Below are 15,145 nucleotides of genomic sequence, written 5' to 3' on the forward strand. Positions count from 1 at the left end.
GTATTCTCAGAGGTCTGGTTAAGCCAAACCTCTTTTTTGACGTCTCGGTTAAAGGAGATTGTTACATTTATGTTAGACTTTTTTACTACCATTGATGATTTTGTCTGGGGTCCACCCCTTTTGATCCTTCTTGTAGGAACTGGGATTTACCTTACGCTTCGTCTTGGACTTTTGCAAGTTCTTCGTCTTCCTAAAGCTTTTAAACTTATCTTTGCTGAAGATAAAGGGGAAGGTGATATTTCTAGTTTTGCAGCCCTTGCGACAGCTCTTGCTGCAACTGTTGGTACAGGTAACATTGTTGGGGTAGCTACAGCCATCAAAACTGGTGGACCTGGTGCCCTTTTCTGGATGTGGATTGCCGCTTTCTTTGGTATGGCAACCAAATATTCCGAAGGTCTTTTGGCTATTAAATTCCGTACACTTGACGACCAAGGTAATGTTTCTGGTGGTCCAATGTATTACATCACACATGGTTTCTTTGGGAAATGGCAAATAATTGCTAAACCTTTGGCCTACTTCTTTGCCTTTGCAGGTGTGCTTGTTGCATGGTTGGGGATTGGTACTTTCTCTCAAGTTAACTCAATCACCGCCTCACTTCAAAACAGCTTTGACTGGTCACCAAAAATCGTAAGTATCTTACTTGCTCTTATAACTGCTGCCATCATTTTTGGTGGTATCCAATCTATCTCTAAAGTTTCTGAAAAGGTCGTACCATTTATGGCTGGACTTTATATCCTAGCAGCTCTTGTGGTTATCTTTACAAACTTTAATCAACTTTTACCAGTTATTGAAATGGTCTTCCAATCTGCCTTTACTGGGAAAGCAGCCGTAGGTGGTTTTGCTGGTGCAACAGTCATGGTCGCTATGCGACTTGGTATTGCGCGTGGTGTCTTCTCAAATGAGTCAGGTCTTGGATCAGCTCCTATTGCTGCCGCTGCCGCTAAGACCGAAGAACCTGTTGAACAAGGTTTGATTTCGATGACAGGTACTTTCATTGATACGATTATCATCTGTACACTTACAGGTCTTGCTATCCTTGTAACTGGTCAATGGTCAGGTAGCCTGGAAGGTGCCCCAATGACACAAGCAGCCTTCTCATCTGTTTTCGGAACTTTTGGTGAAATTGCCTTAACACTTTCTTTGGTTCTCTTTGCCTTTACAACAATCTTGGGTTGGTCTTACTATGGTGAACGTTGTTTCGAATTCATTTTCAAATCAACTAAATTCCTTCCACTCTACCGCCTCATTTTTGTGGTTATGGTTGCTCTTGGTGGTTACCTCACACTTGATGTTGTTTGGAAAATTGCGGATATCGTAAACGGCTTGATGGCATTGCCTAACTTGATTGCCCTCCTAGTCCTTTCACCAATCATCATTAAAGAAACCAAATTATACTTTGAACGCCACAAATAAATAAAAAGAGCTCAGGCTCTTTTTTCTTGGCTTTATCAGCACCAATCCTTGCGACTACTGCTCTTTTGCGTTACAATGAAATTAAATCATTTTTAAACTTATACAGAAAAAATCCAAAGGAATAACTATGTCAATTACCAAAGAATTTGATACGATTACTGCCATTTCAACGCCCTTAGGTGAAGGTGCTATCGGTATCGTTCGCTTATCTGGAACCGATGCTATCGCCATTGCTAATAAAGTTTTTAAAGGAAGAGATCTAGAAACGGTTACTTCACATACTATCAATTACGGCCATATTGTCGAAAATGAGGAAACCATTGATGAAGTCATGGTAAGTGTTATGCGTGCACCAAAGACCTTTACGCGTGAGGATGTCGTGGAGATCAACACTCACGGTGGGGTTGCTGTGACTAATGAAATCCTCCAACTCCTTATTCGTTCTGGAGCTCGTATGGCTGAACCTGGAGAATTTACCAAACGTGCCTTTTTGAATGGTCGTGTGGACTTGACTCAGGCTGAAGCTGTCATGGATTTGATTCGTGCTAAGACTGATAAGGCTATGGCCGTTGCCGTCTCTCAACTTGATGGTTCGCTCAAGGATCTCATTAACAACACTCGCCAAGAAATCCTTAACACCTTGGCTCAAGTCGAAGTTAATATTGATTACCCAGAATATGATGATGTTGAAGAAGTCACCACAGCTCTTGTCCGTGAAAAAACGCAAGAGTTCCAAGCACTTTTAGAAAATCTCCTTGCCACTGCTAAACGAGGAAAAATCCTACGAGAAGGCCTTTCAACGGCAATCATTGGTCGTCCAAATGTCGGAAAATCTAGTCTTCTTAACAATCTCCTACGCGAGGAGAAAGCTATCGTTACGGATATTGAAGGTACTACCCGTGATATCATTGAAGAATACGTTAATATCAAGGGTGTTCCACTTAAGTTAATCGATACTGCTGGTATTCGAGACACAGATGATGTGGTTGAAAAGATTGGTGTTGAGCGTTCCAAGAAAGCTCTCGAAGAGGCTGACCTGGTTCTCCTTGTGCTTAATAGCTCCGAACCATTAACAGAGCAAGACCGTACATTACTAGAAATTAGTCAAAATAACAATCGCATCATTCTTCTAAATAAGACAGACCTACCACAAGCAATCCAAATGGAAGAGCTTCCCGAAGATGTCATTCCAATTTCAGTCCTCAAGAATGAAAAAATTGACAAAATCGAAGATCGCATCAATCAGCTCTTCTTTGATAATGCTGGCCTAGTGGAGAAAGATGCTACTTATCTCTCAAATGCCCGTCACATTTCACTCATTGAAAAAGCTCTCGAAAGTCTTGAAGCAGTCAATCAAGGCCTTGAATTAGGCATGCCTGTTGACCTCTTACAGGTTGATATGACACGCACCTGGGAAGTTTTAGGAGAAATTACTGGTGACGCCGCCCCAGATGAACTCATTACACAACTCTTTAGTCAGTTCTGTCTAGGAAAATAAACATAACTAAATTTATGTAAAAAGGATGCTTAGTCATCTTTTTATTTTACATACATAAATACAGAAATAAAATTATGTAAATCAAAAAACTACCAATACTATAAGACGATTAACTCATGCTTTTTAAGAAAGAAAATGCTATCATGGTATTATCCTATGATTTTGAAAGGTTAATCATGAGTCAAGCAGCTACTGATACTGATTTTAAACATTTAATAGATTTTGATGATAATCTGCTTCCTTTTCGACTGGAGGAAACTATGGTCGAAAATGGACGCCCTGATATTCTATTTCATTGGCATCCTGAGCTTGAAATACAGTACGTTTATGAGGGGACAGCTCGCTATCATATTGATTATGACTATTTTGACAGTCAGGCTGGAGATATTTTTTTGATATGTCCTAATGAGCTTCATTCGATTCATCCCATAGATAATCAGTCTCATCATACTGATACTCTTCATTTTCATTTGGATATGTTGGGACAGTCTCTGGTGGATCTGCTTAGTCTCCGTTATCTTCAGCCCTTACAGAATTCCAATTTTAAGTTTAAACAATGTCTAAGACCATCAGACGAGGGTTATACGGAAATTAAAGCACTTCTCTTCGAGATTTTTAAGATAATTCGTCAGAAAGATCGTCACTATGAACTTCTTCTCAAGTCAAAACTTGAGGAATTAATCTATCTCTTCTACTTCTATCGCTTGGTAGAGCGAAAGACTTCTGATGATCATTATCGTAAGAATGAAAAAATTCGGGAAATTATTGATTACATTAACCAGCATTATGCCGAAAATCTCACTATTGATAAGTTGTCATTGCTTATGGGGTATAGTAAGACTCACTTTATGACGATTTTTAAGCAACAAACTGGTACCTCTTGTACCGAATTTATCATTCAAGCAAGACTTAATGCTGCTTGTGAAGAGCTCCGTAATAGTGTTAAACCAGTTTTGGAAATTGCTACTGATGTTGGTTTTAACAATTTATCAAATTTCAACCGTCAATTTAAACACTATTACGACCAAACACCAAGTCAGTATCGAAAAACACATAGCAACAACAAGAAAACAAAAAAGAGTTAGCCAAATGGTTAACTCTTTTTTTATCTGCAAACTTCTTAGTATTTCTCTTTACCTTTGTGTTTTCCACTAAGTCCAAAGAGAGTTAGCAACATACCAAGTCCGAGGAGTCCAGCGTGTGAGGCCTTGTCACCTGTTGTAGGAAGAACTTCAGTTTGAGCAGAAGCTTCTGCCACTTTTTCTGTTTCTTTAAGTGCTTCGTTTCTTGTTGAAACGAAGAATACTTTACCATTAGGTGTCGTTACTACTTTAGATACAACTGGTTTAGTTGTTTTAAGGTCTTCAGCAACGCTAGATGGCGTAACAGGACTCAATGGATTGAGTGTAGGATCTTCTGCATTTTCTTTTTTGTTCAAGGCAGCAAAATCAGCACTTGAAATAGAAATGGTTCGTGAGTTTGGATTGATAACTGCATACTTAGAAAGGTCTGCATGTGTCAAGTAATCCGCAAAGACGGTATCCATTGAAGGACCTTCTTCACGAGGACCACCAAGCATTGTGTAGCCATCACCACCAGCAGCTAAGAAGTCATTCGTTACAAGGTAGTAAGTTTCATTAGTGTTGAGTGGTTTATAGGTACCAGTTTCTGGATCAAAAATGTCAATTGACAAGATACGTTTTTCTGCTGGAAGTGTTGTGTCATAATAAACACGAGCTCCTGATACTTGAAGGAAACCGCCAGATGGTTCAAGAAGAGGTTGACCATTTTCATCCAGAACAGTTTTACCACTTTCGTCAACTTGGAGAATAGAACCAAGAGATTTGACAAACATATCATGGATATTTTGACCTGTCACTTGAATTTGAGCAACTGAGTTACCAAATGGAAGAACGGCAATGATATCACCTTTAGTGATTGGTTTGTCTTTGGCAATTGTTTCACGAAGACCACCACCGTTTGTTACGGCAAGGTTAGACTTGTGTGTGAAGGCTGATTGTCCGTATTCTAAGAGAGAATCAGCAACAACATTACCAAGGTTAGTTTCGCGAACACGAACGTCCATACGGTCACCGCTAAGTTTAACTGGACTATTTTCGATAACGACTTTCGAAGAATCTGCCTTGTACTTAGCTTGGATATCATCAATCATAGCTTTAACTGTTGGGTTAACTTGATAATTCTTCTTAGCTTCGTCGTGTGAAATCACGCCATGTGACAAGACACGGTCAGAATTATAAACGACGCAGCCGACATTGTTAAGGTAGCTACCAGTTTGGTTGTAAGTGACATTATCGCCGTATGTCGCTGTGTGAAGAGTGTGTGAGTGACCATCAAGGACAAGAACACGTTTTCCTTTCAAAGGTGCATAGTTTGAAAGAGCTTCTGCCAATGTTGATCCACGCCATTCAACTGGAGTTGTTGTATCTATACCCAAGTGACTAAGGACAATATAAGTCTTGTATTGCTTACCTTCAGCACGAGCATTTGATTCCACTTGGTCAACAACAGCTTTAACCTCAGTAATAGGATCGGTGAAAGAGACACCAGTGATATTACGTGGGTGTGTCTTAGTAGCTGTCTCAGGTGTAGTAACACCAATAACAACTACTTCATCTCCATCAACACCAGGTGTTTTGTCAACGATTGTAGATGGTTGGAAAAGACGTACGCCGTCCACATAAACGTTAGATGTGATGATTGGGAAATTGATTTGTTTGCTCAAACGACGCAATTGGTCAAGACCAAAGTCGAACTCATGGTTACCCACTGTCATGGCATCAAAACCAACAGCATTCATGACGCTTGCCATGTCCTCACCCTTAGAGCTGTTTGAGATTGGAAGACCTTGGAATGAGTCCCCAGAGTCAAAGACAAGGGTTGTTCCTTTTGAACGGGAATCGTTGACGATACCAGACAAAAGGGCATCCCCAATAACTCCGTTACGATCATCTTCAACCATACGACCATGAACATCGTTGGTGTGAAGAACAGTTACAGTGTCGTTGCTGGCACTTGTGCTAGCATTTGTCACGACTTCTGTTGTAGGAGTTGCGGCTGCAGTTGCTGTTTCACTGGCTGTGGCAACTGGTGTTTCGCTTGTTTCAGCTGTTGAAGCAGTAACATCTGATGTTGTACTAGCTACTGGAGCTGCAGACTCGCTTGATGCAGTTGTTGCTGCAGTAGATGTCGTATTGGTAATTGCCTCTGTAGCTACTACTTCAGTGCTTGGTGCTGTTACAGCTGCATGAGTTTCTACCTCGTCAGCTTGGACAGCATTAGCCAAGATGGCAGTTGAGACGAGTAGGGTTGATAGTGTCGTTGCAACGACTGTTTTCTTCTTCATTCCAAAAGACCTTTCTGATTTTTAAAACGCTTTTATTATACCACATTTATAAGATTAGAATTAAATAAATTTCAATATTTTATTAGATATTCAAACAATTTTTTCAAAAATCAATAGGTAGCTAAACGTTTTTCAAGATAGCCTTCAAGCAGTTCTAAAGTAAAGCTCAAAGTCCAGTAAATAAGGGCGATTAGGATATACATAGACATGTAGTCATACTCACGCCCACCGATAATCTTAGCATTTTGGAAAATGTCAGGCACTGTAATCATAGCAGCCAATGAGGAACTCTTAACCATATCAATAATAACATTACCAAGAGGGGCTACTGCTATACGCATAGCCTGAGGTAAGATAATCCGACGGATAATAGACTTCTGAGGAAGACCAAGAGAGCGAGCTGCTTCCCACTGACCCTTATCTACGGCAACTATGGATGAACGGAAAATCTCTGCCATATAAGCGGCACTAACACAGGAGAAGCCAATAAAGGCACAAAGAAGGGCAGGTAGCTGAACACCAACATAAGGCAAACCAAAGTAAAGAATGAAGAGCACGACTAACATAGGAACCCCACGCATGATGGAAATATAAATACGTGCTGGATACTTTAACCAAGGCTTTTGAGACATTCGCATAAAGGCAAGGATGATAGCAAAAACATTCCCAACCATAAAGCTTAAAAGCGAGATTCCTAAGGTATAAGGCAGACCTGATAGGACATAAGGAATGCTTTTTAGAATCAGTGAAAAATCAATAATCATAAGTCTAACTTTCTAAACATTTCTTTAGCAAATAAGCGATCCAATTGGATCGCTCATATTATTCAACATCAGAGATATCAATCTCAGTATAGTCAACTTTTGTTTTCTTTGTAACGTCTTGACCAGCAAAGAATTTCTCTGAAATCTTGGTAAGGGTACCATCTTTCTTCATGTCTTTGATGGCTTTGTTGACCTTTTCTTGAAGGGTTTTATTCTTCAATGAGAAGGTAAAGCTTGTTGAGTAAGGGTTACTGTAGATACCGTCGTTGATCTTAACTGGGTACTTGTCTTTGATAGCGGCTACTGCCATCTTTTGCAAATAGTAATCGTTGACGATAACGTCTGTACGTCCATTTACCAAGTCTTGCATGTAAACGTCATTGGTAACATTATCATATACAACGAGTTCAGCACCCATTTTTTTGGCAATCTTCATGTACTTTGTACTTGCAGCACCGGCTGCCTTTTTGCCTTTGAGATCCTTCCATGAAGAGATTCCAGAATTATCCGATTCACGAACGACCATTGAAGTGAAGGAATACTTGTATGGTTCAGAACGTAAGAATTTTTTAACATTCTTGTTGTCGTCTTCAAGTGAGTAGTTAGCGATATCGACTTGCCCACTATTTACAGCAGTAAGCATGCCATCTACACCCATCTCAGTGAATTCAATTTTCAACTTAAGACGTTTTCCAACTTCTTTGAGAATCTCAACGTCATAACCAGTCAAATTATTCTTATCATCGTGGTAGGTTTGTGGGTAAAGTGTTCCAGCAGTCGCAACCTTGATGCTACCACGTTTCTCAATCTTTTCCCAGTTCTTCTCACCGGTACTTTGTGACGAGCAGGCAACCAAAAAGACCGCAGCCAAGATTAGGCTGAAAACGGCGAAAAATCTCTTTTTCATCTATGTGTGTCTCCTTAAAACAAATAATAAAGTTAAGTTAAAAACTTATAATTTTAGACTACACTATTTGAAAGGGTTTTACAAAAAATTGAACCGAGAATGAGTATAGCTAGCTAAAAACCGAACCTTCTTCCATTTGTTGGGCCAAGTGTAAGAGGAGGTCTTCTCTTCCCTTGGCGGCTGTCAGTTGAACACCAAGGGACAGCCCTTGCCCATCACGATAGACAGGTAAAGAAATCGATGGTTGTCCCGTCAGGTTAGCTTGTTGGGTGAAAGGCGTCCAATCTAAACTATCCGCAAACATATCCCAAATAAGTTCTTGTTGCTTTGGCCAATCAAACTCAGACATTTGCTTGAGTTGGTTTTGTAGGCTTTCAGAGAGGGCAAACTGCCCATGCTTAGGTGCCACATCCGCAACTGTAGGAGTCAGAAGAATATCGTAAGACTCATGAAAATTCGCCATCTGATGGCTATACTGGTCCCACTGAGTTAGGACTTTAGAGTAAACTTTGGCAGGAATCTTTTGCCCAGATTGGAAAATAGCCCAAGTCATTAACTCCATATCTTCAAGTGTCATCGAACAGCCCAAACCAGCCTCTATACCATCAAACATGGCAGCCGTCTCAACACTATTCATAATGTAGTAAGACTGCATAGCTTCAATCCCATTCAAGGGCTGATAGGTGATTTCATGGACATGATGTCCTAGACTTTCTAATGCTCTAGCAGCCTTTTTTGTCGCCGCAATGGCAGATTCTGATACCTTGCCACCAATAGGAGATACCGTAGAAAAAGCAATCTTCAGAGGTCGAACTGCTTGTCCTAAAGAATCTTTGTCAAGCTTGGGCAAGATAAAGGGACTTTCCATCTGACATGTCTGCATATGATAAAGCAAGCGTTTGGTATCTCGAACAGACTTCGTCAAAGCAAACTGGACAGAGGCTCCCTGCCATCCACGAAACGAACCAGGACCGACAGGAATTCGTCCTCTGGTAGGCTTGAGACCGATTAGGCCGTTAAAAGAAGCTGGAATGCGAATAGAGCCCCCACCGTCACTAGCTGGGGCCAAAGGAGAAATGCCAGAGCTCACAATAGCAGCCGCACCGCCACTTGAGCCACCAGCATTACGCCTCACATCATCAGGTAGATTGACAGGACCATGAATCTGAGCATCACTGATATTTTTGAAGCCAAACTCAGGAGTGCTAGAACGTCCTAAAATAATAAAGCCCAATTCCTCAAGTTTCTTAACATAATTATCCGTTTCCTTAGCCCGATAACTTGTAAATAGGCGAGAACCCGCTGTTGACGGCTCACCAGCTTGCTCCTGACCTAAATCTTTTAGGAAAATTGGGACACCAGCAAAAGGTTTATCTGAAAAGTCTCTAGTTTCTGCTTCTTCTAAAGCTTTCTCGTAACGTTGACTGACGATAGCATTGATTTTAGTATTCGTCCTCTCCGCTTCACTTATAGTATCCTTTACAAGTTCTCGGGGACTGACCGTCTTATTTCGCACGGCCTCAGCCATTGCCGTTGCATCTGACCACTCATTTATTGACATTTTATATTCTCCCTGCTTCTATTATTTCCTAAATTATACTAAAAAAAGCGAAACGCCTGAAACGTTCCGCCTTCAATCATGATATTTAGTCTTGCCAAGTTTCTTGGTTTTCTTTAAATTTTTTCAAGAGTTGAAGTCCGTCTGCTGTGATGTAGCCTTGCACTTTAGCCACTTTGATCAACTCAGTGTAGTTTGAAAGAGTGACCAATTTCACGCCAGCATCAGCGAAGTTTTTCTCAGCTTTTGGCAATTCGTAAGTGAAGATAGCCACAACACCGATAACATCAGCCCCTTCACGCTCTGCAGCTGCTACAGCATCAAGTACTGATCCACCAGTTGAAATCAAGTCTTCAACAACAACCATTTTTTCGCCTTTAACCACACGACCTTCGATTTGGTTACCAGCACCGTGATCTTTTGGTTTGCTACGGATGTAGGCAAATGGAAGGTTCATTTTGTCAGCGATGATCGCACCGTGAGGAATACCAGCAGTTGCAGTACCTGCAATCACTTCTACTTCAGGGAATTCTTCCTTAATTTTTTCCACAAAACCATTTTCAATAAGTGTACGAGTTTCTGGATAAGACAAAGTAATACGGTTGTCTGTGTAGATTGGTGATTTGATTCCTGATGCCCATGTAAATGGTTCTTCAGGTTTAAGGTAAACAGCTTTGATATCGAGCAAGTCAGATGCGATTTGTGATGCTAATGTCATAATTATTATCCTCCGTAAAGCGTTTTCTATTCTTTATTATAACCTAATTCCATCTATTTTCCTATGAAATAAGGTCTTTTTGAAAATTTATTGACCGTTCCATTGGGCTTTGATGTCGTGATAAGCTGCTACTGGATCATCAGCTTGTGTAATTGGACGACCAACAACAATGTAATCTGAACCAATTTGACGGGCATCGGCAGGTGTCATGACACGTTTTTGGTCACCAACTGCTGCTCCTGCTGGACGGATACCAGGTGTCAAACAAACGAAATCTTCATTCGTCGCTTCTTTGATTTTTGCTACTTCGTGTGCTGAGCAAACAACACCATCAAGACCTGCTTCAGCAGTCTTCTTAGCATAATGAACCACTGATTCTTGAAGTGTGGTTTGGATATTTTGGAAATCACGCATCTGCTCTTCAGAGGTAGAGGTCAACTGTGTTACAGCAATCAAGATTGGACCATCTCCCAAGCCCTCACGCGCAGCCTTCATCATTTCCACACCCCCAGCCGCATGCACATTAGTCATATCAACGCCAAGGTTAGACAAGACACGCATAGCTGATTTCACAGTATTTGGAATATCGTGAAGCTTAAGGTCAAGGAAAACACTATGGCCAAGCTCTTTAACGTAGCGTACAATCTCTGGCCCAGCAGCATAGTAGAGTTCCATACCAATCTTCACATAGAGCTTGTCATCAGCAGGAAACTTAGCAAGGAAAGCCTTCACATCCTCAAAGGTCGGGAAATCAAGGGCAATAACAGGACGATTTTCTCTCATTTCTTATATCCTTTCACACAAAAAACCTCCGCCAGTCAGCGAAGGTTGCACGAAAATAGGGCAGTTCCTACCCTTTAGTGATGCCGTAGCATCTCAGTACACCTTTCTCGCCTCTCTGGACTCGATTAAAGGTTCAGTTCAATTTGTTCTATTATAGCGCTTTTATAAGGGAATGTCAAAGGGGGATGAAAGTAATTATACCTTTGTTAAACTCCTTAAAAATGCTATTTTTATTCTATTTCCCCAACAAGTCTGTTCGAACTTCCTTACGCAAGTCTTCAAGTGTTGTGATACCGTACTTGTCCATGACTTCAGGGAGACGGTCAATGATTTTAGGGCAGGCATAGGGATCTGCGAAGTTGGCTGTTCCGACACCGATGGCTGAGGCACCAGCGATAAACATTTCGATAGCGGCTTCGGCACTGTCGACACCCCCCATACCGATGATTGGAAGGTCTGACGCTAGAGCAACTTGGCGGATAAGTTTAAGGGCTACTGGAAAGACAGCTGGCCCTGACATACCACCTTGACCGTTGGCAATGATAGGTTTGCGAGTCGCCAAGTCATAGCGTGTTCCGACCAAGGTGTTAATCATGGTAAAACCTGTCGCACCGGCATCTTCGACTGCTTTAGCGACACTTGTAATATCAGCCACGCTTGGTGTCAGTTTGACATAGACGGGCACATCAGAGTGAGAAACGCTGGCTTTTACTGCCGCATAGGCAAGCTCTGGGACTTGTCCGATGAGGAGGCCGTTATTGCCATGGTCCACGTTTGGACACGAGATATTAAGCTCGATAGCCTTGACGTTGCTGGCTTTGGAAATCTTATGAGACACTTCTGCATATTCTTCGTTTGAAAATCCAGCCACATTAGCAATGATTGGAAGCTCAGGATAATGCTCCTGCAACCAAGGGAGTTTTTCAGACAAGACAGCATCTACACCTGGGTTTTGCAAGCCAATGGCATTAAGCATGCCTGATGGTGTCTCAGCCACACGGGGTGTCGGATTCCCAAAACGAGGGTTGGCAGTCGTTGCCTTAATCATAATTGACCCTAGTTTGTCCAAATCATAATACTTGGCATACTCTTGACCAAAACCGAAGCAACCTGAAGCTGGGATAATAGGATTTTTCAAGTCAAGCCCTGGAAGGCTAATAGCTAAACGATTTTCTGATTTAATCTCTGACATGGTAACCTCCTAGACGATGACTTTTCCAGTAGGGAAGACTGGCCCTTCTTCACAAACACGAAGATTTTTGGCGTCCGACTCTCCTTTAACGTGAACCACACAGGCATAGCAAGCACCCATACCACAAGCCATACGAGCTTCCATAGAAACATAGGCGTGAGGGTGATTTTCAAACTTGCTATCGACATATTTAAGCATGCCTGGGGCTCCGCAACTATACACGGCATCTGGTGTCCAGTCGAAACCATCAATAACTGTCGAAACGTAACCCTTGATACCGTATGAACCGTCATCAGTGGTCACATAAACATCACCACAAGCTCTGAGCTTGTCCTCCAAGATGACGGCATTCTTATTGGCAAAACCAATTACCGATACAACTTCCACCCCTTTAGCCTTCAACTGCTTAGCCGTCTCAACCAAAGGTGGGACACCGATACCACCACCAACAAGGAGGGCTTTCTGCCCAGCATCGACAACGGAAATATCAAATCCATTTCCCTGAGGACCCATGGTATCAATGGTTTGACCAGCTACCATCTTAGAAAGAATAGCTGTGCCCTCACGCTCCACACGGTAAACAATGGTTGCCTCTTTCTTGTCGTAGTCAATCTCTGAGATGGAAATCGGACGACGAAGGAGCTTACTTGGGTCCGGCACCTTGAGGTGGACGAACTGCCCAACCTGCATATCTGCAACCATCTCTCCCTTAAGCACCATCTCGAAAATACGAGGTGCAATCTCACGCTGACTCACAATAGTTAAATCTTCAACTAAAATCATGACAACCCTTTCTAAACTGCAAACTGTCATCAAAAAAACCTCGCCACATGGCAAGGTCGCACAAAAAATTACAGGAGAACCCTGTTTTTTTCACCTGTCCGACCTTTCAAGCCTCTCTGGACTCATTTAAAGGTTATTTTGTGATTATTATAACCGTTTTCAAGACGGATGTCAAAGGAGAAAAGAAAAAACCTAAGCTTATAAAATTAAGCTAAGGTCTCTCCAGCCTATAACTAGGCCCTCTGTTTGATACGTTCTCTATCATCTCATAGGGGAAAATAAATTGTCAACATTCCTAACAAGAGGTGCTAGAGTTCTTGAACAAGAGCCCTAAAAAACATTATTTAAACAATCTGTCGTAAACCATAGTATGTGCCAACTGCTGACCATCGCCACCCAACAAATCGACCAAGGCATAAGCAAAGGCTAATGCTGTTCCAGCACCACGGCTAGTGACAATATTGCCATCAACAACTACCAAGTCAGTTTGATGCTCACCAGATGCAATTTGTTCCTCTAAGCCAGGGAAACATGTGAATTTACGCCCTTCAAGAAGACCAGCACGTTCGAGAACAATTGGTGCAGCACAAATAGCAGCAATATATTTTCCTACTTTAGCAGCCTCTTGAAGAGAGGCAATCAAAGTTTCGTTGTCGCGTAGATTAGTTGATCCAGGCATACCTCCAGGAAGGACCACCAAGTCATAATCCGCAAAATTGCCATCAAAAACGCCATCCATAGCAACTTGAATCCCATGTGAGCCAGTTACTGACGCACTTTCAAGTCCAAGCATGCTACAGTCAAATCCTGCTCGGCGGAAGACATCCACTGGGCTCAAGGCTTCGATTTCTTCAAATCCGTCCGCAAATACTACTGCTACTTTTGTCATGATATACCTCCAATTGACTTATTACTTGATTCTATTACGCCTTAAATTATAGCAGTTTTAGAAGCAGGAAACAAACTATAAAAATGGACTTTGGGCGTAAAAAAAGACAGCACAAGGACTGTCTTTGTCATTTTATCTAAACAAACTTGCTAGAATCCACAAGAGATAAATATGGGCTGGGTAGAAAATATAGAAGAAATTCTTGTTACCACTACCACGCTCACCATTATAGAAATACATAGGAATCGCAGCAAAAACCATCATCCACTGGACACCTGTCGGATCAAAGAGATGGGCAATCACTGAAATAACAGCTAAGACAATGATTTGAGCGATGCGATTGGTTCGGAAGATATAGAATAGCAAACCAAGAATAACCATCACAAAGCCACCCTCAACCATGATAATACTTGGAACTAGTGACAAGATAAAGGCAACAATCTGCACAAGGAGTGGGTTTGCATGTGGCGTTTCAAATATGCCTGCAAGAATCACAACTGGAATAGATGAAAGAATCGGCAAGAGAAAGACACCGATCCCTTGAATTAACTCCTTGTTCGATTTATCGCGAAGCCCCTTAGCCAACAAATCCCAAGAACATATAAAAATCCCTGTAATAAAGAAGGTTGAAAAAGCATTATTCATCAAACCAATATCACCATTATGAAAAATACTTCCAATAATGGCATTACCAATGGTCATGAACCAACTCATGTAAAGCAGACGTCTAAGGTAGGCCATTCGGTCATGAGTATAATGGAAACTATCTGCAGCTAGAAAGAGGAAGATTGGAAAAACCAAACGTCCCAACATCGTCAACCATATAGGTGCCCCCATACTCCCGAACAACTGATAGATTTGGTCCAAAAACATAAGTGCAACAGCTAGGTATTTCAAATTAGTCGCATTGCATATCTTTTTTATATCGTTCATTTAATGCTCCTTTAATTTTCAGCATATTAAATGATACCATAAGTTAGATGTAAATTCAAAGGTATTCATGATAATAAAAGCCATAACTTTTAACTGTTTTTGCGGAACAATTTTTGTAATAAAGAATGGTCCATAATAATAACAAACTCAATTCCGACTACCCATCCAAAGCATTTATACTCTCTTTGTGCTATAATAGTTAGGCAATATTTACGTTTATAACGTATGCAAATTATTTATAAAAAACAAACAAAGCTAATAAACTCTGCAAGTTTTTGTAATATCTTTTTTGCGAGCAGAGCGAGCAATTAACCGAGACTTTCCGCCGTGTTAAAAGCGC

The 15,145-nt window shown here is 41.3% G+C and carries 13 protein-coding genes; 3 read left to right on the plus strand and 10 right to left on the minus strand.

From position 1 onward, the window contains the following. Positions 1-69 precede the first annotated feature (69 nt). The 3 genes from NYE32_RS05185 (at position 70) to NYE32_RS05195 (ending at position 3,996) form a co-directional block, all read left to right on the plus strand. Positions 70-1,413 carry a sodium:alanine symporter family protein gene (locus tag NYE32_RS05185; protein WP_156685065.1) on the plus strand — a complete coding sequence of 448 codons (1,344 nt, stop codon included), beginning with the start codon at positions 70-72 and terminating at the stop codon, positions 1,411-1,413. Between the two features lie 127 nt (positions 1,414-1,540). After that, positions 1,541-2,911, plus strand: a complete 1,371-nt coding sequence (gene mnmE / locus NYE32_RS05190) for a tRNA uridine-5-carboxymethylaminomethyl(34) synthesis GTPase MnmE (protein WP_156685066.1) — start codon at positions 1,541-1,543, stop codon at positions 2,909-2,911. Positions 2,912-3,054: 143 nt separating this feature from the next. Next, a complete protein-coding gene (locus tag NYE32_RS05195; RefSeq protein ID WP_148512712.1) occupies positions 3,055-3,996 on the plus strand; it encodes an AraC family transcriptional regulator in 942 nt (313 codons plus the stop codon). A 35-nt stretch (positions 3,997-4,031) separates the two neighbouring features. Here NYE32_RS05195 and nt5e read toward each other — a convergent pair whose 3' ends face one another. The 10 genes from nt5e to NYE32_RS05245 form a co-directional block, all read right to left on the minus strand. Next, positions 4,032-6,278 carry a cell surface ecto-5'-nucleotidase Nt5e gene (nt5e, locus tag NYE32_RS05200; RefSeq protein WP_156685067.1) on the minus strand — a complete coding sequence of 749 codons (2,247 nt, stop codon included), beginning with the start codon at positions 6,276-6,278 and terminating at the stop codon, positions 4,032-4,034. Between the two features lie 110 nt (positions 6,279-6,388). Continuing rightward, the gene (locus tag NYE32_RS05205) at positions 6,389-7,042 is read right to left on the minus strand and encodes an amino acid ABC transporter permease (RefSeq protein ID WP_002890981.1); all 654 of its coding nucleotides are present in this window, start codon (positions 7,040-7,042) and stop codon (positions 6,389-6,391) included. A 58-nt stretch (positions 7,043-7,100) separates the two neighbouring features. Then, positions 7,101-7,949: a transporter substrate-binding domain-containing protein gene (locus NYE32_RS05210; RefSeq protein ID WP_022496381.1), complete on the minus strand. Its 849-nt coding sequence runs from the start codon at positions 7,947-7,949 to the stop codon at positions 7,101-7,103. Between the two features lie 109 nt (positions 7,950-8,058). Beyond that, positions 8,059-9,510 carry an amidase gene (locus NYE32_RS05215; RefSeq protein ID WP_156685068.1) on the minus strand — a complete coding sequence of 484 codons (1,452 nt, stop codon included), beginning with the start codon at positions 9,508-9,510 and terminating at the stop codon, positions 8,059-8,061. 85 nt (positions 9,511-9,595) lie between these two features. Beyond that, positions 9,596-10,225, minus strand: coding sequence for an orotate phosphoribosyltransferase (pyrE, locus tag NYE32_RS05220; protein WP_004182503.1), 630 nt, complete (start codon positions 10,223-10,225; stop codon positions 9,596-9,598). Positions 10,226-10,312: 87 nt separating this feature from the next. After that, a complete protein-coding gene (gene pyrF / locus NYE32_RS05225) occupies positions 10,313-11,008 on the minus strand; it encodes an orotidine-5'-phosphate decarboxylase (protein WP_156685069.1) in 696 nt (231 codons plus the stop codon). Between the two features lie 235 nt (positions 11,009-11,243). After that, on the minus strand, positions 11,244-12,200 hold the full coding sequence (locus NYE32_RS05230; protein WP_008534668.1) for a dihydroorotate dehydrogenase: 957 nt from the start codon (positions 12,198-12,200) through the stop codon (positions 11,244-11,246). Positions 12,201-12,209: 9 nt separating this feature from the next. Beyond that, on the minus strand, positions 12,210-12,983 hold the full coding sequence (locus NYE32_RS05235) for a dihydroorotate dehydrogenase electron transfer subunit (RefSeq protein ID WP_241672399.1): 774 nt from the start codon (positions 12,981-12,983) through the stop codon (positions 12,210-12,212). Positions 12,984-13,323: 340 nt separating this feature from the next. After that, positions 13,324-13,872: a DJ-1 family glyoxalase III gene (locus NYE32_RS05240; RefSeq protein WP_339157123.1), complete on the minus strand. Its 549-nt coding sequence runs from the start codon at positions 13,870-13,872 to the stop codon at positions 13,324-13,326. Positions 13,873-14,004: 132 nt separating this feature from the next. Next, the gene (locus tag NYE32_RS05245; protein ID WP_110981417.1) at positions 14,005-14,805 is read right to left on the minus strand and encodes a TraX family protein; all 801 of its coding nucleotides are present in this window, start codon (positions 14,803-14,805) and stop codon (positions 14,005-14,007) included. Positions 14,806-15,145: the final 340 nt, after the last annotated feature.

It is taken from the genome of Streptococcus sp. FSL R7-0248 (assembly GCF_037967965.1).
Classification (GTDB): Bacteria; Bacillota; Bacilli; order Lactobacillales; family Streptococcaceae; genus Streptococcus.

Excerpts from the sequence above, each read along its gene's own strand:
- NYE32_RS05185 (WP_156685065.1), top strand. The coding sequence starts at position 70 with ATGTTAGACTTTTTTACTACCATTGATGATTTTGTCTGGGGTCCACCC.
- mnmE (WP_156685066.1), top strand. The coding sequence starts at position 1,541 with ATGTCAATTACCAAAGAATTTGATACGATTACTGCCATTTCAACGCCC.
- NYE32_RS05195 (WP_148512712.1), top strand. The coding sequence starts at position 3,055 with ATGGTATTATCCTATGATTTTGAAAGGTTAATCATGAGTCAAGCAGCT.
- nt5e (WP_156685067.1), bottom strand. The coding sequence starts at position 6,278 with ATGAAGAAGAAAACAGTCGTTGCAACGACACTATCAACCCTACTCGTC.
- NYE32_RS05205 (WP_002890981.1), bottom strand. The coding sequence starts at position 7,042 with ATGATTATTGATTTTTCACTGATTCTAAAAAGCATTCCTTATGTCCTA.
- NYE32_RS05210 (WP_022496381.1), bottom strand. The coding sequence starts at position 7,949 with ATGAAAAAGAGATTTTTCGCCGTTTTCAGCCTAATCTTGGCTGCGGTC.
- NYE32_RS05215 (WP_156685068.1), bottom strand. The coding sequence starts at position 9,510 with ATGTCAATAAATGAGTGGTCAGATGCAACGGCAATGGCTGAGGCCGTG.
- pyrE (WP_004182503.1), bottom strand. The coding sequence starts at position 10,225 with ATGACATTAGCATCACAAATCGCATCTGACTTGCTCGATATCAAAGCT.
- pyrF (WP_156685069.1), bottom strand. The coding sequence starts at position 11,008 with ATGAGAGAAAATCGTCCTGTTATTGCCCTTGATTTCCCGACCTTTGAG.
- NYE32_RS05230 (WP_008534668.1), bottom strand. The coding sequence starts at position 12,200 with ATGTCAGAGATTAAATCAGAAAATCGTTTAGCTATTAGCCTTCCAGGG.
- NYE32_RS05235 (WP_241672399.1), bottom strand. The coding sequence starts at position 12,983 with ATGATTTTAGTTGAAGATTTAACTATTGTGAGTCAGCGTGAGATTGCA.
- NYE32_RS05240 (WP_339157123.1), bottom strand. The coding sequence starts at position 13,872 with ATGACAAAAGTAGCAGTAGTATTTGCGGACGGATTTGAAGAAATCGAA.
- NYE32_RS05245 (WP_110981417.1), bottom strand. The coding sequence starts at position 14,805 with ATGAACGATATAAAAAAGATATGCAATGCGACTAATTTGAAATACCTA.